Here is a 25,577-nt window from a genome sequence, read left to right as displayed (position 1 = left end):
TTTTTAACGACTAAAATGCTAAATAAAATCAGTAAATTTGTATAATATGGAAACACGCGAAAAAATCATCATTATAGGAGGAGGTTTTGCGGGATTACAACTTGCAAAAACGTTGAATAACAAGAACAAAAAGGTAATTGTTCTGGATAAAGTTAATCATCATATGTTTCAGCCGCTCTTCTATCAGGTAGCGTGTGGAAGGATAGAGCCTTCCAATATTTCTTTCCCGTTCAGAAAAATTTTTCAGCAGTCCAGGAATACGCAGTTTCGTTTGACGGAAGTTCGAGAAATTGATGCGGCTAATAATAAAGTGATTACGGATGAAGCAGAATTTACATATGATAAATTAGTAATCGCGACAGGTTGTAAGACTAATTTTTTCGGTAATAAAGATCTTGAAGGAAGGGCTTTCGGAATGAAAAATACTCAGGAAGCAATCGGAATCAGAAATCATGTTTTGATGACCTTCGAAAAGCTGATTATCGAAAAAAGCCGAAGCGACGACGGAAACTGGAATATAGTTATCGTAGGAAGCGGGCCGACAGGTGTTGAGCTAGCCGGAGCCTTTGCTGAAATGAAAAAAGAAATTCTGCCAAGAGATTATCCTTACATGAATTTCGATAATCTGAAGATCATTTTAATAAGTTCTACAGAAAAACCGCTTGCTGTAATGAGCCCGGAAGCTCAGGTTCAATCTGAAAAGTATCTGAAAGATCTGGGAGTAACTTTCATGAGCCAAGAATATGTTACTGATTATGACGGTGATAAGGTTCACATGAAAAGCGGAAAAAGTATTCCGTCAAACAATGTGATTTGGGCAGCCGGAGTTACAGGAAACGTTGTAGATGGTTTTCCTCAGGATAAATTAAACAGAAACAGATATATTGTAGATCGTTTTAATAAAATAAAAGGCTACGATAATATATATGCTATCGGAGATATTTCCTATATGGAAACTCCAAAATATCCACAGGGGCATCCACAGGTTGCCAATGTGGCCATAAATCAAGCTAAAAATTTAGGTAAAAACTTCTTAAAGAAAACTTCTGATGAATGGAAGGAGTATGAATATGAAGATAAGGGATCTTTAGCAACCATCGGAAAACACAGAGCTGTTGTAGATTTACCATTTATAAAATTCCAGGGCTTTTTTGCATGGTATTTTTGGATGTTTTTACACTTAATGTTAATTTTAAGTGTAAGAAATAAACTTGCTGTGTTCTTCAACTGGATGTGGAGCTACTTTAATAAAGACTCTTCTTTAAGACTCATTATTTTACCGAATAAGAAAAACGAAACATTACAATGAGAATTGATATCATAAGCGTGCTTCCTGAGTTGATGGAAAGTCCTTTTCAGACTTCCATTTTGAAAAGAGCGGTGGATAAAGGGTTGGTAGAAGTGCATTTTCACCAATTGAGAAATTGGTCAATTAATAAGCACAGGCAGATTGATGATGAGCCTTACGGAGGTGGGGCAGGAATGGTGATGATGATTGAGCCGCTGGATAAATGTATCTCAGAGCTTAAATCTCAGAGAGAATATGATGAAGTTATTTATCTGACACCGGATGGTGTTACTTTAACTCAAAAAATATCTAATACACTTTCTATTAAAAATAATCTGATTTTTTTGTGCGGACATTATAAAGGTATCGACCAAAGAGTGAGAGATATGCATATTACAAAAGAAATTTCGATCGGAGACTATGTTCTAACGGGTGGCGAATTGGCCGCGTGTGTTCTTGCAGACTCAATTATCCGTTTGGTTCCCGGAGTTTTAAATGACGAGCAAAGCGCTTTGACGGATAGTTTCCAGGATGATCTTTTGTCTCCGCCAATTTATACAAGACCTGAAAATTATAAAGGTTTAGAAGTGCCTAAAATTTTATTAAGCGGTAATTTTGCTAAAATTGAAGAATGGCGTCATGACGAGGCAATGAGGATTACAAGAGAAAAACGTCCTGATTTACTCTCGGAATAGTTACTTAAATTCGTTAATCAGAAACATTTTTTTTACTTTTTGAATAATTAATTCGAAAAATGGAATAATAATTGCAATAACTGCGATTAAGATTTAAATATGTTTACATAATCCTATTTATAATAGATTATTATTCTAATTATTTTAAATTTTATATACTGTTTTGATTTTGTTTTGAGTGATAGAACTTGATTATGATTAAAAATTTTAATTAAATTATTGTAAGTGGTTATTTTTATTACTAATACATTATTGTTTTAAGTATGAAATTAATGTAAATATATTGTAAATAAATTAACCATATTTGAAAAAAAATAATAAATTTACATATCGAAACTAAGGTATAAAAAATAAAGAATAGAAATGCGAGGCGATGGAGTTGTTCAGTTTTTACAATGTTGAAAATTTATTTTTGCCAGATCCCACACCAATTCATAAATTGGATCCTACAAAATCAGGATTAAAAGGTTGGGACGACAAAAGATACAGAAACAAGCTTCTTAAAATTGCGCACGTATTTCAATTGATGAAGGAGGAGAATGGGGTATTACCATTTATGATAGGTCTGTCTGAAGTATCCGGAAGGAAAGTATTGGAAGATCTTGTAGAACTGGAACCCTTTAATTCAGAATATGGCATCATTCATTACAATTCTATGGATGAGAGAAATGTAGATGTTGCCCTGTTATATGATAAGAATAAAGTAGAAGTAATAGACTCAGAAACCATTACTTTCTTCTTTGAAATTATAGATAAAAACACAGAAAACTACGACACAACAAGAGATGTATTGTATTCTAAAGTGAAATATAAAGGAGAGATTGTTAATGTCTTTATCGCGCACCTTCCCTCAAAGCGAGAAAAAGATATTAATAAGCCAAAAAGAGCTTTTATATTGAACGAGATTCGGGGGCGGATCTTGAATATAATAAATGAAAAAGAGCATGTAATCTTGTGTGGTGATTTTAACGAAAACCCAGATGATGAAAATTTAGTAAAAATTCTCTATGACAACGCCAGTGAAAAGGTATTAGAAAATCCTTTCCAGCAGTTGTTTTCCTCAAGAAATTATTCTACTTTTCATTATAAATCCGGATTGCTGTTTGATCAGATTATATTGTCAAAATCATTATTTGATAATGTAGGTTTATCATTTCAGGATGCTGAAGTGTTCAACTCTGAAAAAATAAGCAGTAGGAACAGGAATTTTGAAGGCAGACCCTTTCGAACTTATGCCGGTACACGGTATTTGGGCGGGTATAGCGATCATTTTCCGGTTTTTGTAAAATTTAGAGATTTATAACACAATGTAAAAACATAAATAATTTAAAAAGTAGAAAAAATGAAAAATTCAACAAACGCAAACTACCATTTAGATTCAATCGACAAGGAGATCATCTATATGTTGATGGATAATGCTAAAACTTCTTTAGCTCACATTTCAAAAAACGTAGGAATTTCAACAACCGCTGTACACCAGAGAATTAAGAAGCTGGAGCATGCAGGAGTTATTGAAAATTCAATTTCTTTTCTGAATCCTAAAAAGATCGGATATAAGGTAATTTCTTATATCGGTGTGTTTTTAGATCAGCCAAGTCATTATCCTGAAGTTGTGAAAGCTTTAAAAGAAATCAATGAAGTAGTAGAAGCGCATTACACCACAGGAAATTATACGATTTTCTTAAAAGTTCTTTGTAAGGATAATGATCATTTGATGATGATTCTCAGCAAACTTCAGAAGTTAAAAGGAGTGACAAGAACAGAAACTTTCATATCTTTGGAACAAGGTATTTACAGACAATTGAAAGTATAACAGATTATGAATATTGCTCAATATTTGGATTCAACATATTTGAAAACTCCTGCACAATCAGGTATTTCAAACGAAGAAACTTTACAGAAAGACAAAGATCTTGCACAAGAGGCTATTGATAATAGTATTCTTGCGGTCATGATCCGTCCGGATTATGTGTCCGAGATCAAAAAGTATATTCGGGAAAAGAATTCAGATGTCATTGTAGGGACTGTGATCGGTTTTCATGAAGGAACTTATTCTGTTGATGAAAAGCTTGCAGAAGCCTCAAAAGCAATACAGCACGGAGCGGACGAATTAGATTTTGTTATTAATTATAATGCCTATCTGAACGGAGATCTTGAGTTGGTAAAAGAAGAATTTGTAAAGTGTACACAATTGTGTATCGAGAATCATAAGGTTGCAAAATGGATCATTGAGATCGCAGCTTTAACTGATGAGCAAATTGCAGATCTTACTAAAAAGATATCCAATTGGGCAGAAGAAAATTTCTCTGAAAATGATCTTCCGAATATTTTTGTGAAATCTTCAACAGGTTTTTATGAAACTACCGGTGGAAAACCTAACGGAGCAACGTTTGAAGGTGTAAAAATTATGCTTGATAATGCCGGAAAACTTCCTGTGAAAGCTGCAGGAGGTGTAAGAACTCCAGAAGATGCCGAGAAAATGATCAATATGGGAGTGAAAAGAATAGGAACTTCTTCAGCATTAGGGTTAATTAAGAATCAGTCTTCTTCAGAAGGATATTAAAATATTCAATTTTAAATAATAAAAGAAAACCATCAAATATTTGATGGTTTTCTTGTTTATAGTTGAGCCTGAAATTCTTCGTAAAATGAGTGAGTTTCTTTAATTACTTCATCCATTTCCTCCAAAGTATATACTTCTAAGAATTTTCTTCTGAAATCTTTAAAATGAGGGATTCCACGGAAATAATTGCTGTAATGCTGTCTCATTTCTATCAATCCTAATTTTTCACCTTTCCATTCTGCACTCCATTCTGCATGTTGGCGAACAGCTAATAATCTGTCGAAAATTGTAGGTTCAGGCAAATGTTCTCCTGTTTTAAAGAAATGTTTTATTTCATTAAAAATCCAAGGATAACCAATGGCTGCACGACCGATCATGATTCCGTCGCACGCATATTTTTGTTTGTATGCTAAAGCTTTTTCGGGAGAATCAATGTCACCGTTTCCGAAAATCGGAATTTCAATATTTGGATTTTGCTTAATTCTTGAAATATGTTCCCAATCAGCTTCGCCTTTATACATTTGGGCACGTGTTCTTGCATGAATCGTTAATGCTTTTATCCCGGTTTCCTGCAGACGTTCTGCTACTTCATCAATATTGATCGTGTGACTGTCCCATCCTAAACGTGTTTTCACGGTTACAGGCAGGTGAGTAGAGCTTACAACGGCTTTTGTAAGACGCACCATTAAATCAATATCTTTTAAAACCCCTGCTCCGGCGCCTTTGCAGACTACCTTTTTTACAGGGCAACCAAAATTGATATCCACAAGATCAGGATTCACGGTTTCTACAATTCTTGCAGACATTGCCATTGCTTCTTCATCTCCACCAAAAATCTGAATGCCAACAGGTCTTTCATAATCGAAAATATCTAATTTTTTTCTGCTCTTCATAGCATCACGAATTAACCCTTCAGAAGAAATAAATTCTGAATACATTAAATCTGCACCATGCATTTTACACAAGCGTCTGTATGGAGGATCACTTACATCTTCCATTGGAGCTAACAAAAGCGGAAATTCCGGCAGTTCTATGTTGCCAATTTTTATCATGATGCAAATTTACGAAATTATAAAACATTTAAAAAAGTACTTTTACTGTGTTTAAGTTGGGAATGAAATATGTGTTAAAAATCCCTAATTAATTGATTCTTATTTAATTTAATGATAGATTATTTGTGTTAAATTAATTTATTTTAATTTTTGTTTGAATATTTTGCATATATTTATAATCCAATTCAAATTACAATACCATGAAAAAAATTCTATTTTTTATTGCTGTAAGTGCTGCAGCTGTGAACTTAAATGCACAAGTCAGCTTGGCTGCTACTTCAGGCACAACAACAGGAACGTATACTACATTAAAGGATGCTTTTGATGCCATTAATGCAGGAACACATCAGGGAGCTATTAATATTAGTATTACAGCAAGTACTACAGAAACAGCGATGGCGGTTTTAAATGCAAGCGGAGGAACAACAAATTACACTTCTGTTGCTATAAAACCTGCAACGGGAACAACCCCGGTTGTTTCAGGGAATTTGGCAAGTTCAGCGCTTGTAAGAATTCTGGGAAGTAATATTACATTGGACGGAAGTAATACAGTTTCAGGAACAACAAGAGATCTTACATTTACAAATACAGCTACAACAGCGCCACAGGTTATTAACTTTATAGCTACCTCTGCGGCAGCGGCAAATACGAATATTGTTGTTAAGAATTTAAATATCATTAATGGTATTAATACTTCTTCAGCCTTTATCATGTACGATGGAAACACAACGCCTACAGGAGGATATTTTAATAATGTTACTCTTCAAAATAACTCCGTAAAAAAATCTTATATAGGAATGTATCTGTTTACGGCGATAGCTGCAGGTAACGGTGCGAATACATTGGTTACGGGCAACGACTTTACTGCAACCGGAACGGATGCAAACAGATTGGTAGGAATATATTTGCAGGGATTAGACGGAGCAACAGTTACCAATAATACAATTGGAAATTTTGAAACTGCAAATGCCGAAATTAAAAGAGGTGTTTGGTTTGCAACAGGAACGGTGAACTCATCAATAACATCAAATACGATAACGAATCTTGGATATACCGGTACAGGTGCAGGAGGAGCAACGGGAATTACAGTGACATCGGGCAATACAGGGGCGTCAGCAGCTGCAAATATTATTATAAGAAGTAATAATATTAACAATTTTACGTCAAGCGGAACGGGCACTATCTTTACTGGGATTTATGTTGCGGGTACTTTGACAAATGGGGTAGTCATAGATAAAAATAAAGTGAGTACAATTAAAAATACGAATATAAATGGCTATGGCTCTCAGGGTATTTATGTAGCTTCTACAAATCCTGCTGCAAATACTTTGATATCCAATAACATTGTAAATGGTATTTCTGGATACGGATATGCTGCAGGTGGCGGAGTAAATGATAACGGTAACGGAATTGTAGTCGGTGCAGGTGGCGGCTATAAAATCTATTATAATACCGTTGTGATGGATGTGAACCAGACTGTAGCAGGAAGACCTTCTGCATTCAATGCTTTGTCAACTGTAACAGCTGCAGGAGCAATAGATTTAAGAAATAATATTTTTGTAAACAGCCAAACACAGACAGGTGACAGATATACAGTTTATTCAGGTGCTGCGAATACTATTTTCTCTAATATTAATTATAATGATTATTTTTCTTCGGGAGCAAATCTTGGATATATAGGTTCCTCAAGAGCTACTTTGGCGGATATACAAACGGGTTTCGGAGGAAATGTAAATTCCCTTAATATACTTCCTGTATTTGTTTCGGCTACAGATTTTCATTTAGCATCATCAGGTAATTCCACTCTTGATAATAAAGCAACACCGGTTCCGGAAGTTACGGTAGATGCTGACGGAAATGCCAGAAATGCAACAACACCGGATCTTGGAGGTTATGAGTTTGTTACAACAGTTTTAGCGGTACAGGATGTTGCTAAGAAGAAACTCAATTATTATCCAAACCCTGTGGTTGATTTTATCTCCATTAATGATGTGAATAAAATCAAAAGCGTAGAAGTATACAATACGGTTGGACAAAGAGTGATTGTTGAAAATGTAAATTCAGATAAAGCATTAATTGATATGAGAAAAGTACCAGCCGGTATTTATATCCTGAAAGTTAATTCTGAAAGAGAATCACAATCCATAAAAGTTATAAAAAGATAAAACCAAATAAGAATTAAAATTATGACCCGGCTTTTAAGTCGGGTTTTTTGTTGCTTTGAAATGATAAATAATGAATTTTAGAAACTCGCCTTCACCTGCATACTTCCGATGTGTATCGTTCTGTCTCCGGAATTTCTTCCTTCATAATTTAAATTCAGTTGTAAGAAAGAATTGATTGCCTGTTGAATGAAAACACTCCAAACCTGGTTTTTACCCGGCTTTAAGCCATCCAGCATTTGGTTTCCGACGATGCTGAAATTATTTCCATTAAAATTATTATTAATGAAAGAGAAATTTCCTCTGATGGAAGTTTTCTTACGATCCCACTGTATCGTTCCTGTGATGTCAAAGGCCTTTAATAATTCTTCGCCATCCATTCTTTGCTTTTGGCGGAAAGCAGACGATAATTCAGCCTGAATGGCATCCGTAAATTTATACGTTGCTTTTGGCTTAGTCTCAAAATTATTCAGACGATAATCTCTCGTAGCAAACAACTGTGACGAGTTTTGAATATCATGAACAGAATTTTCCCAATCTACCCTGAATTCTTTATTAAACCAATATCCAACATTTAAGAAATGAGAAATCTGCTCTCTTTCTTCATTACTGAAATTGGCATTGATGAGGTTGTCGTTGGAAATAAAGCGGTAATTACCATTCCATCCGGATTTTTCTGTCGGACTGAATTGGAACGATGCTAATATGTTTTGATTTTTCAGAATCTGATCAGCATTTTTTTCAAAAGGATTTATCACCAAAACCTTATCTTTTTTGTAGAATGAGTTTTGAGAATTTAAGGAAATATTAAAATTCCAACGCTTTAAAAATTTATTTTCAGAATTAAAAACGATAGAAGGATTTACAAATAATGCCAACTGGATCTTATTTTTATTGGAAGGAATATACCGCACAGAATTCGTGTAAACTCTAATGTATTGTGCCAGATCCGAATATTCTGCAATTTCAAATTCATCAAGCTGTTGAACGCCGTCACCATTGTAATCGGTCCATTTATAAATTCCCTGCCCGTCCGTAACCTTTAAATATTGAAATTCTCTTTGCGCTTCCTGTCCGTTTCCTAATTCATAAAAAGCCTGCAAACGCATACCGTTTCTGAAAAGCTGTTGATTGTAAAGAATATTTCCAACCACAAAATCATTGTTTCTTGAAGCGTCAATATCCTGATTTTGATAGAAGAATTTTCTGTAATGAATTAAAGCGTTTAAAGTCGTTTTTTCGGTTTTGATGATCTGACTTTCTGCCATGAAACCTAAAATATTATTCATATTTTGAAGCCTGTTGTCACGCACCGAGTCATTGTCTCTCATGTAAACTCTGGCCAATAATTTCGTTCTTGTACTATCACCAATTTTCTTCTGAACAAACAGCTCTTTCCAACTGAAGCTTGTAACATCCATCAATTGGGTGTCGTTGTATTTTTTCTCGTTGTGTTCCATGCTTCCACCGACTGCCCAGCTTCCTTTTTGTCCCGTAAATTCGGTTGAAACACCACCTCTGATGAATTTTGTATCCTGCTGAATGGCATTGGTGTTCAAATAAGATAAATTTCCTTTTGTGAAAAATTTTCCTTTGAACCAGCCAAAATCCAGATCATTTTTCATTCCTTTATAAGAATCCTGTTCGTCCAGATAGTTAATGCGGTAGTTTAATGTAGATTTATTATTCCATTTGTTTAAAAAACTGAAAATAAATCTGTTTTGAGTTCTTCCGCTGAATTCCTGAGTCAAGTTGAAGTCTCTCGAGAATTCTACATCATTAATTCTGTCTAAAATATGGAATTGCTTATCTATATATTGATACTCAAAGCTTGGAGTACCTTTCCAGTTGTTTTTGGTGAAAGTTTTATTCCCGAAAATACGACCCGCATAGCCAATATTCTGATCAGAATCTTTTGAGGAGAATAAGTTTAAATCATAATTGCTTAATGAAAAATCGGCTCCTATTTTACCGTCTTTCAGTAAGAATTCAGAATTTACGGAATATACCTGAGATTTTTGTGGTGAAGGCAATTTTCTTACAGCTCTGTAATCTCCGGCATTTGGTCCTACATACTCAAAAACACGACCGTTATTGGTGGTCTGCGTGATTTTATAATCTCCAAGATTGACCCCGAAATACGTAAACGAGACCTGATAAAGTGTTTCGTTAGGATCGGTGGAAAATTCATAGAAATTTCCGTTACCATTTTGTGATAATTTATATAAAATCTTATTGACATCATATTCGGTAATCACGCCTGATGGAGCATACATTAAATTAGGATCATTTCCAGCATTAGCCAAGATCAGCTCGTCTTCTTTAGAAAGATTAAGCGCTAAGGGAGCATTTTTGTTATCATTTTCCATAAACCAGCTTAAGCCGACTTTCATTTTTTCTCTCTTATGCTCAAGTTTTCCGGTAAATAAATATCTCGAATAATTTCTATTCGCATAATTATAAGAAATAGTAATGAAATTTTGCTGGAAAATAGGTCGGAAACTGGTAAAAGTTACCTCGCCTGTATTGTAATTGATGATATAGTCTTGGTTTTCACCACGTTTCATTAAGATACCATCAATGAAAACCTGTTCGGAACCTGAGATCAGGGTAATAAACTGTTCGCCATTCTTACCTGTTAAACGATAAGGTCCCTGGTTTCCTTCGACTCCCTGAAAACGAACTCTGTGGAACTCACTTCGAGCCACACCCATGGAAAGATCTACAAAAGTTTTATTGTCCTTTCCAAATTCTGTCTGGAACTGAAGTCCCATGCTTCGCCTCTGGTATTTTGCGAAATAGTTTTTAGATTCATTAAGATCAAGATGTCCGGCCCTGAGAATAGATTTATCCTTTATATTAAGCTGCATGTAGATCTTATCAAATTCTTCTAAAGTTTGCGTGTATCCATCTGCCTGAATGGGTAAATTATGATCTGAGATACTGGCCAAAATAGTCACATCTTTAGAAAGTCTCCCCGAAATTTGCAGATCCATCGAACTTTGCACAGATTGCCCCTGATTATTACCAAAAGTTATCCCTCGAATAATTGAACCTTTAGAATTTAGTTCTCCTAAGAATCTTTTTTTATCATTTTTTGCAAGTACAGCTTCATCTACAATAATTCTGTTGCTTGTTCTTACAAAGTCTAAAGTATCTTTTGTGAAAATATCCTGTTCAAGTCTTGCGGCGAGAATACTGTCCTTTTTTATACTGTCTTCCTGAATATTAGGATTTTTCCACGAAAAGACTTGGGCATTTCCCGAGAATAGGCCCATAAAAAACAACGAGAATAATAGGATAAAATTCCGCAAGCTTTTAATAATAATTGGTAAAAATACTTAAAAAATGTTAATGGTGAGGGGTTAATCATTATTAACAAAAAATTAACCCAATTATTGTATAGAATAAAAAAATCTACGTAATTTTGTCATGTAAATTATTAATAATTAAAAATTTAAATCATGAAAAAAATCTTTACTATTTTAGGGATTGCTATTATTTCGTCTGCAAATGCTCAGATTGTGATTAATGAAGTTTATGGAGGAGGAGGTAACTCAGGTGCTCCTTACAAAAATGATTTTATTGAATTGAAAAATGTAGGTACATCTTCAGCTACTTTAACAGGAGCGTTTATACAGTACGCATCAGCGACAGGAACTTTTAATGGAGGAACAAACACACACTCTTTACCGAATATTACTTTGGCTCCAGGACAAACTTATTTAATTCAGGAATCAGGGGGTGCAAATGGTGTAGATTTGCCAACTGCAGATTTTACAGGTGCTCTTAACTTGTCTGGAACGGCCGGTAAAGTTGCATTAACTTCTAGCAGTACAGCTGTTACTTCTGCAACAAGTACTAACGTAATTGATTTCGTTGGATTTGGAGCAACTGCAAATTATTATGAGGGATCAGCAGCACCTGCGCCATCTAATACAACTTCAATCGCTAGAGTTAGTGGAGATACTAACAATAACGGTGCTGATTTTGTAGCAGGTGCGCCAACACCACAAAATTCTTCTTCTACAGGAACTTTAGCAGTTTCTGATCTATCTAAAGTAAAAGGAAGCTTCGTGAAAAACACTTTCGTTAAAAATGAAGGAATTACTTTCGGATCTCAGGCTAAAGATGTAAAAGTTTACAATATGTTCGGACAAGTTGTAAAAACTGCTTCTGTAAAAGAAAATGAAACTTTAAATGTTGCTGAATTAGCAAAAGGTAATTATATCGTTACAGGAACGGTAAATAACCAACCGGTTTCTCAAAAAATCTTGAAAGACTAATCTGAAATATTTTTTTAGATATACAACCGCTGTTTCATTGAAGCAGCGGTTTTTTTTGTTTAATTAATCTTTATTAAATATATTCGTTTAAAATAGATAATGTTCTTTTAAATTAATTATGTTGATTTTAATTTAAATAATTAAATATATATTTGATTTTAATTATTGTTTTCGGTATTATTTTTGCATTTTCATGATAACATCACAAAAATCATATTATCATGAGAAAAATTTTTACTATTATCGGATTAGTTTCGACGGTTGCATTAACGAATGCTCAGATTGTTATCAGCGAAATATACGGCGGCGGCGGAAATTCGGGGGCAACATTGAAGAATGACTTTATAGAACTGAAAAATATTGGTTCGTCAACAGCTACTTTAACAGGAGCAACCATTCAGTACGCTCCGGCTGTTGGAGCTTTTACTCAATATCATACGTTGCCAACTATTACTTTGACTCCTGGCCAGGCGTACCTGATTCAAGAGGCAACCGGCGGCGGCGGAACGGTAGATCTCCCAACTCCGGATTTTATTGCTACAACGGTTATTAACTTTAATGGAAATCCAAATCCTTCAGTCGGAATCGGGATAGCTGTTACTTCCGGAAAAGTTGTTTTGGCTAGTAATGCGACACAGGTTACCGGACCGACAGCTACAAATGTGTTAGATTTTGTAGGCTATGGACCTACAGCAGATCAATTTGAAGGTCCTGGGCCGGCTCCTTCACCAACCACAACAACTTCTATTACAAGAATCTCTGGCGACACCAATAATAATGTAGTCGATTTTACTATTGCAACGGCTTCTCCGGGTAATTCTTCCGGTGGAACATTAGCGGTTGCTGATATTTATAATAATTCTAGAAAATTCAATTTCATCCAAAATGGATTTGTAAAAGAAAATGAATTGATATTCGGAACTGAAGTGAAAAATGTAAAAATATACAACTCCGCAGGAGCTATTCTAAAAGCAACTTCTGTGAAAAATATTCTAAGTTTAGATGTTTCTGATTTGCCAAAAGGAAATTATATTGTTACGGGAACCATCAATAATGAACCTGTTTCTCAAAAAATACTAAAAGATTAGTTTTAAATAATCTTTGTATATAAAAAACAGCTGCCATTTGTAGCTGTTTTTATTTTTTAATACCATCCTCTTCTGGCTGCATTGATGATTGACCCTAAGTTAAGAACCAATGTATATCTTATTCTTCTCGCATAATCTTTAAATGAAGGCTCAAATCCTAAAGAAGACTGAATTGGAAAATACACTTCAAGGAAATCAGGAATTACTCTTACTTTTACGCCTGTGTCCCAAATAAACTTTGTAGGCTGATCTTTATTTTTATAAACACCTGCATCAGCATAAATATGAAATATTTTCCAGACACTTGAATCTACATTCGCAGAGGTAATCCATTTGTTAACACTTCCGGGAATAAACGATTTGAAACCGCCATCAGCCAAAATAAATTGCTGGGATAAAATTCCGCTGTTGGCACTTTGTCCTAAAAGATTATAAGAAAAAGAGTAGTCGGAAACTCTGGAAATACCATAATTGAAAGTGTTATTTCGTGTATCGTTTCTAAGAAAATAGCCTCCGAACAATCTTACGCTTAATTTTTGTTTTGGGGCAAATTCCCATCTATAAAAAGCTTCTGCGGTGATTTTGTTGAAATCTTCCATTCCTTGTGTGCTTACGCTTAAACTTTTTTCGTGAATCATCTGACTGTCGGAATATCCATAACCAACACTCCAAAGATTATATTTGTCATAATCATGTCTATCGATCATTGCCTGACTCAGGTCTCTTTCAAAATAAGTATAAGAAAGGCCAATTCCTCTGCTTACTGTACTTCTAGGATTTTTCCTGAAATTGATATTAGAAAAAATGGATGCTTTTCTGTAAGCAAGATCATAATCATAATGAAAATAAGATCCTGAAACTCCAAAAGTCAAACTTCTGAGAATGCTTTCAGCAGGCAGAAAAGAGTATGAAACAGCTCCTGAACCTGTCATTTTCCCGGTTCCTGTACTGTAAGTAGGCGTTACAGAGTACAAAAACTTCTGATCAAAAAAAGATTGATTTTTAAAATTAAATCCGATCAAAAATTTGTCATAGGTATTATTAAAACGAACCCTCGGACTAATATAAATTTCATTGAATTCAGGATTCGGAATATCTTTTATCAGTTTTAATTTGATCTTTTTTGTATTTGAAAAGAAGCCTTTTGCATAAAGAAAATTATCTCGGTACTTCGATTCCGGGAAAATAAAATCGTTATTCAAGGTGATTTTATAAATATCTAATGCCGGAATAGAAAACATTTTCGACTTTTCATTTTCATCTGTTTCTATCCAATATTCTTTTTTCTCTTCTGTTTCCCTAGTCTCAGTTTCCAGTTTTACGGGAATTGAAGAAAGGGTATTCTTATAGATATTGATATTTAAAGAATCATCTTCTTTTTTAAATCTTTTCAGTTTAAAATTAACCCTGTTTTTATGTTCAAGAAAATCAGTTAAATAACCTGTTGTTTTATCTTCCTGAGAAAGTTCTTTTAAGAAATCCTTTGGATTAATTTGTTTATCAGTATTTTCAGCAATATAATTCTTTAACAGAGTATTGAATTTTTCGTACCCCATTTTATCGGCTGAATAATTGAACAGACTTCCTGTTTCGAAACCACTGATCGCCATGTCATTAAAATTGCTTAAAACAGTAAATTTTTCATCAATTTTCTGATCAAGATTTTGAGACATGATATATTGATATGCCAAACCATAACGGTCGATCAACTTAACTTTTGAAGCATGAAACAGTTTTAAAGGTTTTACACCGAAGATTTTGGTTTCGGGTAAAGTTCCTAAAAGTTTAGTTTCTGAGTAAAATTTATTTAAATACTGGATTTCAAGATAAGATTTTAAACCATTTTTAAACCAATGGTTGTCTTGTTTGTCTGTGATAATACCTTCGTCAAGAATTTTTTTAGCAATGATCCCAAAATAATCCATATCTGTTTTTTCAGCTTCGGTAAATAGCCTGAATCTGAATTTCAAAAACGTAATATCATTATTTCCAAAGAAGTCTTCTTTGTCTCTGAACTTGTCTGAAATAAATATTTTTTCAGGAACGGAACCTATTTTTTCTTTAATGAATTTTAAATGTAAGGGTAAATAAAATTCTAAATTCTGCTTTTCTTCCGGAGTTAAATTATATCCAAATTTTACTTCGGTATTAATATCCTCAGTATTGATTTTTATGGAAGGAAACTCATTTTGTGAGATCAGGAATTCAGGATCAGAATCTAAATATCCTTTAAAAGAGTTCATCTGGATCTGCTGAAGATTACTTTCAATAAAATAATTGACGGGAATGTCAAAATTGATCGTCCAATACGTATTAAAGCTGATAGATTCTTCAATATCATGATAATTTCTCTGAGAAATATTGTCCGGATCAAAATGATCCGGAACAATAAAGAAATATTTTAAAGCTATATTTTTATCAGATGTTCCGTAGCCTGTAAATTTTTTATCAGGCAGCTGCATCTGATATTGCAGTTGTAATTTTACGCTTTCGCCGGGTTTTAAAACCTTAGCCAAAGGAAGGAAAAGATTCTCTTCTGAAATATTATTTACAGAAATGTCCTGATTGTCAGAACTTTTAATGTTTAAACTTAAAAGTTTTCCCTGTTCCTCAGATTTGGCAAAATGCAGATCGTTATTTCTGTCTTCCAGTTTTCTATAAACCAGCGAAGTTCCTCTTTTTCTGTAAGCTGAAACCCAGTTTAAAAGTTTTACGGTATTGAGATCTTTTTCGGAATTATTGTAATAAACGAGTTCCTGATTAATGTTCAGCGTTTTTTTATCCGAAGACAATTTGGCCTCAATATAAATGCTGTCTTTCTGCGCAGAAACCTCTACAACACCCAAAAACAAAACAAGACAAATACTAATACTTTTTTTCAAAATTCTGATAAAGTACCAAATATAACTTATTTTGAAGAAATTTCGTAAGATTTTAGTTCTGAATTGCTTTTTTTTCCAAAGAATTCAAATAGGCGCTCCAACCTTCGTTTTTATACGTGATAGAAGCCTGTTCAGGATTATCAGATTTATAAATTCCTCTTCCTACAATGATGAAATCTGTGTGAAGTGTTTTGAATACATGTTCAGGTGTATTATACTGCTGTCCTTTTCCGTCTCCTGAGTCTGCCAGATTTACTCCCGGAGTAAACAATAAGATCTCTTCCGGAATAGGATTTTGAGAAACACCACCGATTACATTTGGATGAGATAAAGCAACTTTAAGAGCTTCTTCTCTATAACTGTTGGTTGTTAAAGTTCCTTTTGAAGACATTCCGATGATGGCTACAACACCTACATTTTTGAAGCAGTCTAACGATTCAAAACCTCCGATAACTTGTGAAGTCACGAAATCTGCCCAATCTGTAATTTTGAAAACTCCGCTTGTGAACTGTAATTCCTGAGTGTTTCCGATGTCGGCAAATTTTCTGTCTTCCATTAATAAGAATTGATATTTTGTAGCCAATGCTTTTAATGGAACGATTGTTTTTTCGTAATCGAAATCAGAAATAATATCAATGTGAGTTTTTAATGCAATAATATTTGGACCTACTTTTTCTGCCAGTTCCAACAATTCCTGGGTTGTGGTAACGTCTGCAGAAGCGATAAGGTTTGATTGTTTTGCTAAAGCTGTCTCTAATAATTTTTTAGAAACCGAATGTTGAGCATTCTGCAATTTCTGCTCATAAGAAGATCTTGTTTTCTCTTCAAACTGAATATGATTCCCTTGAAGAAAATCCTGAATTCTTTTTACTTCTTCATCACTAAGATCTCCAGTTTCCTGAAGAATCTCGCAAACTTCTGAAATATTGAAAAGGGTATGAACTCTAAATCCTTTGTTTTCTAAAAGCTGTTTTCCGCCTTGTTCTCTGTCAAGAACAACAACGATGTCTGCAACTTTAAGATCTTCCTGCTCGATTTCGGCGATGGTTTCTACTAAAGATTTTCCGGAAGTAATTACATCTTCTACCAAAAGACAGTTTTGTCCTTTTTGATAAATTCCTTCAATCATTTTTTTAGTACCGTAATCTTTTGCTTCTTTTCTTTTGATAATCAACGGAATGTAGCTTTCCAGAGACATAGCTGTTGCCATCGGAAGTGCAGCGTAAGGAACTCCGCAGATCAAATCAAAATTATCTAAAGGAAGCATTTCCAATAAATAATTAGCAAGATTTTTTAAAATTTTAGGATCTGAGGCTAAAGGTCTTAAGTCTACATAAAACGGACTTTCAATGCCACTTTTTAAAGTGAATCTTCCGAATTTAATGATACCTAGCTTGTAGCACTCCAAAAAGAATTCTTTTTTACTTTCCATTATTTTTTATTAGATGTTGCAAATTTAAGGATTTGAAAGGGAACTTTAAAATGTGAAAGGGGAATTGTCAATTTTGCTTTGCAAGTGAAAGTGCAATTGTGAATTGTTTGCAGTTATTTGTTAGGTTTAAATTATTAAAATTCACAACGAAGTTAATTGACTTATTCACTATTAACAAAAAACCATTCCTTTTCGGAATGGTTTTTATTTATTTTATTATTTGCGCGTCGATTACTTTCGTCTGACCCGAGCTGTATTCCTTTTCGGCTTCCCAAAGTAAAAACTTGTCAACTTCTTTTACCAATTTAGGAATCGTTAATGACAGAACTGCCAGGTCATCCAAAACTCCCAAAACAGGTATTGCAACCTCAGGAAGTAAATCGATTGGTGAAATTACATAGACAAGACCTAATAAAGGTAGAATAATATCAATCGAATTTACAGGATATTCTCCTTTCCTCCACATTTTTATCATCCTGAATATATCAGGGATTTTTTTTACGAAACCTTTATGGCTAATGGCTTCTTTTGCCAAATTTAATTTTGAATACTTCATTGTGTGTTTAGTTTTGAAATAATTTTTTCAACTATACAAATTTCGCAAATTCCGTACCAACTCAATAAAAATTTTAGTTAAATATTACTTAATAATATTATCAATAAATTGATGGGTAGATTCTGTATTCCAGTCTCTTGAAGCATCCTCTTTTATAAGGATTCTTCCGCTTTTATCTAAGAGAAAGGTAGTTGGAAATACTTTTGGCAAAAGCTTTTCTGAGATCGGGCTTTGAGCAATATAAACGGGAACGTTATATTTGTTTTCTTCTAAAAATTTTCTCACAGCCGGCTCCTGATCATTCATTGCAATCAAAACGAAGTCTATATTTCCTTTTCTGGTGTCATATAATTTTTGAATTGAAGGCCATTCTTTTCTGCACGGCGGGCACCAGGTTCCCCAAAAGTTCAGGAAAATAGGTTTGTCTTTGAAGTTTTTAAGATTCGTGCTTGGAACGTTGATTCCTTTTAATTCGATATCATAATCTTCTTCGCTGATGTGTACCGCGTTTTCAATCGTCGCGATCGGGAAAAACAGGTCTTTAAGAGTGTGCTTTACTCCCGGAACGAAAGCGCTCACGCCGATAATGGCGATCAAGACTATATAAATTATATTTTTTTTCATTTTTACTTTTTAAAACCAAACACCAAATACTAACTTCCAAACACTAATACCTATTTATAACAACTCCAATATCTCCTGAACAGCGTCTTTACCTCTGTTTTTGGCATAATACAACTGCAGGTCATTATAAAACTGATCTTTTGTATATGCTTCCGGATCGGCTTTGTATTTCATTAATAATTCCTTTCCGAATTTTGGACGTGGTCCCCAAGAATTTTTTACGTTAAAATCTTTATCCAAGATAATAACTTTCGGAATAGATTCTGTTCCGTTGGTTTGAAATTGACTGATCAGGCTTTTATCGCTGTCTCTTAAAAATATTCTTACTTCGTTGTGACCTTCGAAAAATTTAACCAAAGCTGGAACGGTTGCACTTGCATCCCCGCACCAGGTTTCTGAAATAATTAAAATTTTTCCGTCGAAATTTTTAGATTCCAATTCTTTTAATTGTTCTTCATCGGGAGTGTACTTTTTTAAAGTTCTTTCCATTCTTTGAAGTCCCAATTCGTAATATTGTTTATAATCTTTGTCCTGTTCAGTGGTTGGATTTTCTAATCTTTCTCTTCCTGTATTTACATACTCTTCGAAAGAAATTCCTTTATCCCAGTAATTTTTCATACGATTAATTTTTATTAAAAATTATTGATGTTTCTTGTTTTGTTGATCAAAAATAAGTCTGCCAATACAAAAGCAGCCAAGCTTTCTACCACAGGAACGGCTCTTGGAACCACACAAGGATCATGTCTTCCTTTTCCTTCCACAATAGCCGGATTTCCGTATTTGTCAACGCTTTCCTGAGGTCGTAAAATTGTAGCCACAGGTTTGAAAGCTACACGGAAATAAATATCCATTCCATTAGAAATTCCTCCCTGGATTCCCCCTGAAAGATTAGATTTTGTCGTGAAATCTGTGTTGAAACCATCGTTGTGCTCACTTCCTGTCATTTTAGCTCCGCAAAATCCGCTTCCATATTCAAAACCTTTGCAGGCATTGATATTTAGCATTGCTTTTGCTAATTCTGCCTGAAGTTTAGAGAAAATAGGCTCTCCAATTCCCACGGGAACATTTTTAATTACACAGGTAATTGTTCCGCCAATTGTATTTCCTTCTTTTTTGATTTCTTTGATTCTTGAGATCATTTTTTCTGCTGTTTCTGAATCCGGGCAACGAACTTCATTGCTTTCAGTTTTAGAAAAATCTAAAGCCTGATACGGTTTTTCACAGAAAATATCGCCTACAGAAGAAACGTAAGCATTGATCTCTATATCTGATAAAAGCTGTTTTGCAAGCGCACCTGCCACAACCCAGTTGATTGTTTCTCTCGCTGAAGATTTTCCACCGCCACGATAATCTCTAATCCCATATTTTTGATCGTACGTGAAATCTGCATGACTCGGACGATAAGAATTAGCGATGTGATCATAATCTTTTGATTTCTGATTTTCGTTTTCGATGATAAAACCAATTGGAGTTCCCGTTGTTTTTCCTTCAAACATTCCTGAAAGAAATTTTACGGTGTCACTTTCTTTTCGTTGTGTAACAATAGCCGATTGACCTGGTTTTCTGCGATCTAATTCGTACTGAACTTTATCAAGATCGATTTCCAAACCTGCCGGAAAATTATTGATGATTCCACCATAAGCCACACCGTGACTTTCTCCAAATGTTGTAAGACTGAGAAGATTACCTAAAGTATTGAACATGATACAAAATTACCGATTTTTCTCCACATAATAAAGCTTTCGGATTGGTTCTATTTATTGGTGTTTTCGATAGTATTGATAACGTTTTGGGCTTCTTTTTTCTCTTTTGGAGTCATTTTTCTCCAGATAAATCCTTTTTTGATATTATTTTCATCAATAAGTTGCGGGAAAATTTCTGCCTTTACATCATCAGAAATATAGCTTGATGTGATTGCAGGAAGCTGAGTATCAAAATTAAATGAATATTTTTTAGAAATATTAAATTTCAAATTGCCTACTTTTTGAGTACTGAAATTTTTATAAATATAACTTGAAGGTTTGTATAATTGTTCTTTTTCAAATGTTCCCATGAATTTACTTAATTTGAAACTCGGGATATATTTTTGAATAAGATTCGGGAAAGATAAAAATCCGATGAAAAATATACTTAATGATGTGAAAACAAAAAAAGCTTTCTTTTTGGTAAAATAATTAATGAACATTACAAAAAATATCACGAAAAAAACATCAATGAGAAATCTGTATTGTGCTGAGAATAAAAGAACTAAAACGGTTTTTATTATCAATGAAATGCAAATTAATGAAATGATCTTATTTTTTTTTATAATCGTAAAACCAATAAATAATATTAAGCTTACAATGAATAAAATGTTGATTTTTGATTTAATTCCATCTAACAAAAGCCAGTTTTTAATATAATCTATCGTAGAAAATTGCTGGATTTCCTGATAAGAATATTGCATATCATACGTCTTCAGAATAGCATATTGTGAGGATATTTTTAAAACTTCGGGATTGGGTTTCCAACTTATTCCCAAATCGCCAACTGAAACCGGAAATATTGGAAAACCGAAAGTCCAGATGTTTTTAATTAAGAATAAAGTAAGAATTGAGCTTCCAAAAATCAGACTTTTAAAATTTGACTTAATAATAAGAATAGAGTAGAGGAAACTTAAAATCGGCAGCCAGATCATCGTGGGTTTTATGGCAAAAACAAAAAATGAGAATCCTATTAATAAGGACGCATTTTTATTTCCTGAAAGAATCTCTTTTAAGATAATCATCGAAAAAATGATGACAGGAAGATCCGGACTTGGAGATTGTGAAAACAATAGCAGAATCGGAATGAAACATAATTGAATCCAGCTTTTCTTTTCTATAATATAAATAGCATAGACAATCAATAAAATAGCATTAATTCTTAAGAATGGATCGGAAAAATTAGAAAATCCCGCCTGAAAAATATGCCACACAGACATTTGCCCTAATGTAAGATCCAGATTTGAAATTCCTTTTATGAATCCGTATTCTGTGAGCCATTTTATGGTCGGAACGTAATATCCAAAATGATCCAATATATAAGGATAATAAGAACTTGCTAAGAGAATTACAAATGAGATTATTGCAATTGAAATTGTATCTTTTTTTGAAAAATCATAAATTTCTTGGTATAATTGATCTTTAAAAAAATAAAGAAGTCCAATTAACAACGTTATAATTTCTACATAAATATTCAAAGGAATAAAAAATGCAAGAATCGTCCATATGAAGCTGATTCCCAATATTCCGGAAAAAATTTTTGAGGAAATTCCATCAAATAAAGAACCTGAAAAATTTTCCGCAATTTTCCCGAAACCCAGCAAGGTCGGAATAATAAGAATTGTAGAAAGTAAAATTAAGATCATAAAAAAAGATTGCCTAAAAATAAGCAATCTTTTAAATTTATTGTGAAAATATTAATTATTTCGGTTGAACTCTACCGTCTTTTCTGTCACCGGCTCTACCGATTGTATATCCTGTTGCACCACCAACTACACCACCAATCACGGCACCAAGACCTCTATTTTTCTTAGCAATGATCGCACCTGCAGCGGCACCACCTACAGTACCGATTATGGTACCTTTTGCAGCTTTACTCATTCCTTTTTTCTTGGTTGCAGTGGTTCCTGTAGAACTGTTTCCGTTATCTGCATATGTTCCATTGTTAGAGCTAGAGCTTGATTCTCTGTAAATGGTTTTTGTTTCTCTTATTACCTGTGGTTTTGAATTATTAGCTGCCACTGTTTTAGCTTTTTGAACTTCAACGATACTATCAGCTTTTTTCTGAGCTTCATAAGCCATTTTCTCTTTCTCAATTGCTAATTTTTGTTTCTCTATATCCAACTGTTTTGCCTGAAATTCGATTTTCTGTTGTTCAAGAGATTTTTCAGCTAATTGGTCGTCTTTCTTACAGGCTGTCAATAAAAAAACTGACAAAAGCCCTGTTAACACTATATTTTTCATAACTCAAATTTTAATAAGGTTGTTTTAGTCGAATTGACCTTAACTATGATAATATTTTCAATTATGAAGCCAACCTTAAGTTAACCAATGTTAAATGTTCTAAAAATATATTAAAACACCCTTTGTTGATTGCGAAATAAGGTTAATGTTTATTTAATTTTAAATGAAATTGCTTTATTATCTCATTTTTCTACGTCTTTGTGTATGAGAATTTATTTTTGTTAAAATTTAATATAAACTAATGTTAACTGTTGATTTTCATTGAATTAATATAAAATTCATATTTTTGAATGACCAAATTATATTAATATGAAAAACTCAATAGTTAAGATTTTAGCTTTTGCGGGATTAGCGATAATCTTTACAGGCTGTTCGCCAAATGATGATGTTATGATTGATTCCCAAGCAAATTTGAATAATAAAACTTCAAAGGAAACCTCCAAAACACAGGCATATCATATTCGTTACGGATTGCTTTCCAGTACAGGAACTAAAATTCTTTCCGGAAATTATGATGTAGGAAGTTTTATTGCAACAAATAATAATACAGGAGAGTCTTACGATACGTATGCCAGTGGTGGATTTCAGGCTTTACCTAAATATTATGATGGAATTCCTGCCGGAACCTACACCTTTACGGCGATGCAGGGACAAGGTGGCTGGGTTGGTTATGGCTCAGTTGTAGGAGTGGTTTCCGATGCGTATTTGGATGCAGATGGATATGTTACTGTTTATATTCCTATTGCATGGGAGGAATAATAAAAATTAGTTTATATTTGCAATGGTAAAATATCAGTCTAGAAATTTTTTATTTAAAAAGTATTCTAATTGTAATTATTATTCATTTGTTTTACTGATAGATAGTAAATTAGGATTTTTAACTAATGCTTTATTATTATAAATTTGTAACAGTTTATAATTTAAAAAGGACAATAAAGTAATGTGAATTACTTTTACGATATTCTATTCGGGTTTTCATTTCCGGATAGATTTTTTTCATCATTTGTGTTTTTACGGTCTCCCGCAAGGGAGACCTTTTTTGATGAATATTAGTAAGGGAATTATAGAAATTAGGAATAAATAATACAGTCAATACTTATTTGGGAACAAATATTTTCATTGGTTTTTAGAATCTACATGAATGCGATATTAAATTTATTTCTTATTCTGAATAATGGTGCGGTCTGGTATTCTAAAAGTTTATAGATCTCGTCTGCGTTGGTAAATTGATCCGGAACATTTTTGCCGTTGATTCTTTTGATTCCTCTTCGTTCCATGGCTTTGTGAATGACTTTTGCAAACGAATCTTTTGCGCCTTGTTTTGAGTTGTTTTGAGAAATACCATCAGCGTGAAGCCTATATTTGTATAGGTTTTCATTAATAAAAGCTACTTCTCCAAGTTCAAGGATTTTCAAATACAGATCTTGGTCTACTGCACTTTTTAATTCAGGATCGATTCCTTGAGTTTTAAAATATACTTCTCTTTTGAAAGTGAAAAAATGAGCAAATTGTATAGGACAGTTAAAAAAGTATCTGTCATTGAAAATTCTTTTTGTGGCGCTAAATGTTTTCTGAGGATTCAGATTTTCATCACACAGCATCATTTTAGAATAAGTGGCGACAATTTTATTATTGAATAAATATTCTTCAGCCGATTCTTCTAAAGTAATAGGGTAAAGTGCGTCATCAGGATCTAAATAAGCACATATTTCTCCTGTTGCATACTTCATGCACTCTTTCTTTGTATAACCGCAACCTTTGTTTGATATATTTTCATACAGCTTAAAACGGTTGTCGTTACCAATAATATTTTTAATGATCTCTATTGAATCATCAGTAGACGCGTCATCAACAATTATAACCTCCCAGTTTTTATAGGTCTGATCAATAATTGAATTATAAGCTTCCAGAAAATATTTTCCGTTGTTATAATTTGCAATTAGAATAGAGATTTTATTCATTATTATGTGACTTATAATTTAATTTCAAATTTATCAATTAAATTCATTGAAAATCATGATTTAAATCAATGTATGTTTAATAATAATTTTATATTTTATAGTTATGAATATTTTTAAAATATATTTTAACTATTATGATTATTAATTGTTGAAAATTGTAATTTAGGACTTGTTTTATCTTTCATTTTAGGGATTAATAATTTAAAACCAATTAATTACTCGAATATGTATTTTGAAATAGGAATATTAAAAAGATAGAATTTAACCGTTGCCTTATCTGCAATATTTATCTGCAAATTTAGTATGTATTTTAGAATTTTTTCCTATAATAGTTCTATTACATCTAGTTATAGTTTGATTTTTAGGTGCTTACTCTCTTTATTCAGTAAGAATTTAGCAGAGAATATGTTTAATATTTTATTCCAAAAAATCTATTCTTATTAACTGTAATACTTAAGTTATATAAAAATTAAGCCTATTTTTTGAGGGTTTATGAGTATGCTCATAAGAAATGGGTTTTATACATCATAACTTTGTTAGAGAATTAAATGGATTAATATCTTTCGATATAATTTTATTTCATCATTTGTGTTTTTTGACCTCCTTCCCAGGAGGTTTTTTTCTTGTTAAATGAAATCGCAGAGAATTATTTCCGCAAGCTAAAATAGAGAAATCGGATCAATCTCAAAAGTTGGGGAGGAAAAAAATATTGCTAATTTTGTGGAATGTTAAACGATGCCGAACTCCTCAAATTATTTTTACCTGAACTCTTGATTGAGCATTTTGAGATTGTAAAATTTGAGGAAGAAAATAAAATCCTCCACATCTATTTTGACGAGAAAAATACAGCTCCGAAAGAGTTTTCGTCTCTGTTATTGCAGTCAAAAGGTTTTGTTCCGGAAATTAGCGTTGACGATTTTCCTCTTCGTGGAAAAACAGTAAAACTACACATCAAACGCAGAAGATGGACCGATACGAAAACCGGTAATATCATCCAAAGAG

21 protein-coding genes are annotated in these 25,577 nt (G+C 33.3%); 10 read left to right on the top strand and 11 right to left on the bottom strand.

What is annotated here, in order from left to right; translation table 11 throughout:
• Window positions 1-46 precede the first annotated feature (46 nt).
• The 5 genes from BT156_RS13080 (at window position 47) to deoC (ending at window position 4,546) form a co-directional block, all read left to right on the top strand.
• Complete coding sequence (locus BT156_RS13080) at window positions 47-1,309, top strand: NAD(P)/FAD-dependent oxidoreductase (protein ID WP_072410631.1); 1,263 nt, start codon at window positions 47-49, stop codon at window positions 1,307-1,309.
• Window positions 1,306-1,983 carry a tRNA (guanosine(37)-N1)-methyltransferase TrmD gene (gene trmD / locus BT156_RS13075; RefSeq protein ID WP_072410630.1) on the top strand — a complete coding sequence of 226 codons (678 nt, stop codon included), beginning with the start codon at window positions 1,306-1,308 and terminating at the stop codon, window positions 1,981-1,983. The genes BT156_RS13080 and trmD overlap by 4 nt, the downstream gene beginning before the upstream one ends.
• A gap of 373 nt (window positions 1,984-2,356) precedes the next feature.
• The gene (locus BT156_RS13070) at window positions 2,357-3,286 is read left to right on the top strand and encodes an endonuclease/exonuclease/phosphatase family protein (RefSeq protein ID WP_072410628.1); all 930 of its coding nucleotides are present in this window, start codon (window positions 2,357-2,359) and stop codon (window positions 3,284-3,286) included.
• A gap of 39 nt (window positions 3,287-3,325) precedes the next feature.
• Window positions 3,326-3,796, top strand: a complete 471-nt coding sequence (locus tag BT156_RS13065; protein WP_066755185.1) for an Lrp/AsnC family transcriptional regulator — start codon at window positions 3,326-3,328, stop codon at window positions 3,794-3,796.
• Between the two features lie 3 nt (window positions 3,797-3,799).
• A complete protein-coding gene (gene deoC / locus BT156_RS13060; protein WP_072410626.1) occupies window positions 3,800-4,546 on the top strand; it encodes a deoxyribose-phosphate aldolase in 747 nt (248 codons plus the stop codon).
• 56 nt (window positions 4,547-4,602) lie between these two features.
• Here deoC and dusB read toward each other — a convergent pair whose 3' ends face one another.
• A complete protein-coding gene (dusB, locus tag BT156_RS13055; RefSeq protein WP_072410624.1) occupies window positions 4,603-5,598 on the bottom strand; it encodes a tRNA dihydrouridine synthase DusB in 996 nt (331 codons plus the stop codon).
• A gap of 200 nt (window positions 5,599-5,798) precedes the next feature.
• Here dusB and BT156_RS13050 point away from each other — a divergent pair, with 200 nt between their 5' ends.
• Complete coding sequence (locus tag BT156_RS13050) at window positions 5,799-7,763, top strand: T9SS type A sorting domain-containing protein (RefSeq protein WP_072410622.1); 1,965 nt, start codon at window positions 5,799-5,801, stop codon at window positions 7,761-7,763.
• A gap of 77 nt (window positions 7,764-7,840) precedes the next feature.
• On the opposite strand, the gene BT156_RS13045 is transcribed toward BT156_RS13050, so the two are convergent.
• Window positions 7,841-11,038, bottom strand: coding sequence for a hypothetical protein (locus tag BT156_RS13045; RefSeq protein WP_072410620.1), 3,198 nt, complete (start codon window positions 11,036-11,038; stop codon window positions 7,841-7,843).
• A 186-nt stretch (window positions 11,039-11,224) separates the two neighbouring features.
• Between BT156_RS13045 and BT156_RS13040 the strand changes: the two genes are divergently transcribed.
• Together BT156_RS13040 and BT156_RS13035 are read left to right on the top strand one after the other, a co-directional pair.
• On the top strand, window positions 11,225-12,046 hold the full coding sequence (locus BT156_RS13040; RefSeq protein WP_072410618.1) for a lamin tail domain-containing protein: 822 nt from the start codon (window positions 11,225-11,227) through the stop codon (window positions 12,044-12,046).
• A 221-nt stretch (window positions 12,047-12,267) separates the two neighbouring features.
• Entirely contained in the window at window positions 12,268-13,134 is an 867-nt protein-coding gene (locus BT156_RS13035; RefSeq protein ID WP_072410616.1) for a lamin tail domain-containing protein, read from the top strand.
• A 56-nt stretch (window positions 13,135-13,190) separates the two neighbouring features.
• On the opposite strand, the gene BT156_RS13030 is transcribed toward BT156_RS13035, so the two are convergent.
• The 8 genes from BT156_RS13030 to BT156_RS12995 form a co-directional block, all read right to left on the bottom strand.
• Complete coding sequence (locus BT156_RS13030; protein ID WP_072410615.1) at window positions 13,191-16,016, bottom strand: gluzincin family metallopeptidase; 2,826 nt, start codon at window positions 16,014-16,016, stop codon at window positions 13,191-13,193.
• Window positions 16,017-16,068: 52 nt separating this feature from the next.
• Window positions 16,069-17,448 (bottom strand): orotidine-5'-phosphate decarboxylase, encoded by a 1,380-nt coding sequence (pyrF, locus tag BT156_RS13025; RefSeq protein ID WP_072410614.1) that lies wholly within the window; start codon window positions 17,446-17,448, stop codon window positions 16,069-16,071.
• Between the two features lie 208 nt (window positions 17,449-17,656).
• Entirely contained in the window at window positions 17,657-18,004 is a 348-nt protein-coding gene (locus tag BT156_RS13020) for a YkvA family protein (RefSeq protein ID WP_072410613.1), read from the bottom strand.
• A gap of 84 nt (window positions 18,005-18,088) precedes the next feature.
• Window positions 18,089-18,628, bottom strand: a complete 540-nt coding sequence (locus tag BT156_RS13015) for a TlpA family protein disulfide reductase (protein ID WP_072410612.1) — start codon at window positions 18,626-18,628, stop codon at window positions 18,089-18,091.
• Window positions 18,629-18,682: 54 nt separating this feature from the next.
• Window positions 18,683-19,246 (bottom strand): thioredoxin family protein, encoded by a 564-nt coding sequence (locus BT156_RS13010; RefSeq protein WP_072410611.1) that lies wholly within the window; start codon window positions 19,244-19,246, stop codon window positions 18,683-18,685.
• 14 nt (window positions 19,247-19,260) lie between these two features.
• The gene (gene aroC / locus BT156_RS13005) at window positions 19,261-20,331 is read right to left on the bottom strand and encodes a chorismate synthase (RefSeq protein ID WP_072410610.1); all 1,071 of its coding nucleotides are present in this window, start codon (window positions 20,329-20,331) and stop codon (window positions 19,261-19,263) included.
• A 50-nt stretch (window positions 20,332-20,381) separates the two neighbouring features.
• Window positions 20,382-22,016, bottom strand: a complete 1,635-nt coding sequence (locus tag BT156_RS13000) for an LIC_10190 family membrane protein (protein WP_072410609.1) — start codon at window positions 22,014-22,016, stop codon at window positions 20,382-20,384.
• Window positions 22,017-22,071: 55 nt separating this feature from the next.
• Window positions 22,072-22,614 carry a YMGG-like glycine zipper-containing protein gene (locus BT156_RS12995; protein ID WP_072410608.1) on the bottom strand — a complete coding sequence of 181 codons (543 nt, stop codon included), beginning with the start codon at window positions 22,612-22,614 and terminating at the stop codon, window positions 22,072-22,074.
• A 309-nt stretch (window positions 22,615-22,923) separates the two neighbouring features.
• Here BT156_RS12995 and BT156_RS12990 point away from each other — a divergent pair, with 309 nt between their 5' ends.
• Window positions 22,924-23,373 carry a hypothetical protein gene (locus BT156_RS12990; protein WP_072410607.1) on the top strand — a complete coding sequence of 150 codons (450 nt, stop codon included), beginning with the start codon at window positions 22,924-22,926 and terminating at the stop codon, window positions 23,371-23,373.
• 374 nt (window positions 23,374-23,747) lie between these two features.
• Here the strand turns inward: BT156_RS12990 and BT156_RS12985 are convergent, their stop codons facing one another.
• Window positions 23,748-24,575, bottom strand: a complete 828-nt coding sequence (locus BT156_RS12985) for a glycosyltransferase family 2 protein (RefSeq protein WP_228430120.1) — start codon at window positions 24,573-24,575, stop codon at window positions 23,748-23,750.
• A gap of 725 nt (window positions 24,576-25,300) precedes the next feature.
• Between BT156_RS12985 and BT156_RS12980 the strand changes: the two genes are divergently transcribed.
• Window positions 25,301-25,577, top strand: a 277-nt coding sequence (locus BT156_RS12980; protein WP_072405990.1) for an ISAon1 family transposase N-terminal region protein, incomplete at its 3' end; no start/stop codon positions are given.

It is taken from the genome of Chryseobacterium limigenitum (assembly GCF_900114875.1).
Lineage (GTDB): Bacteria > Bacteroidota > Bacteroidia > Flavobacteriales > Weeksellaceae > Chryseobacterium > Chryseobacterium limigenitum.
The sequence above is the reverse complement of the archived record's forward strand: the minus strand, read 5'-3'. Positions and strand labels throughout refer to the sequence as shown.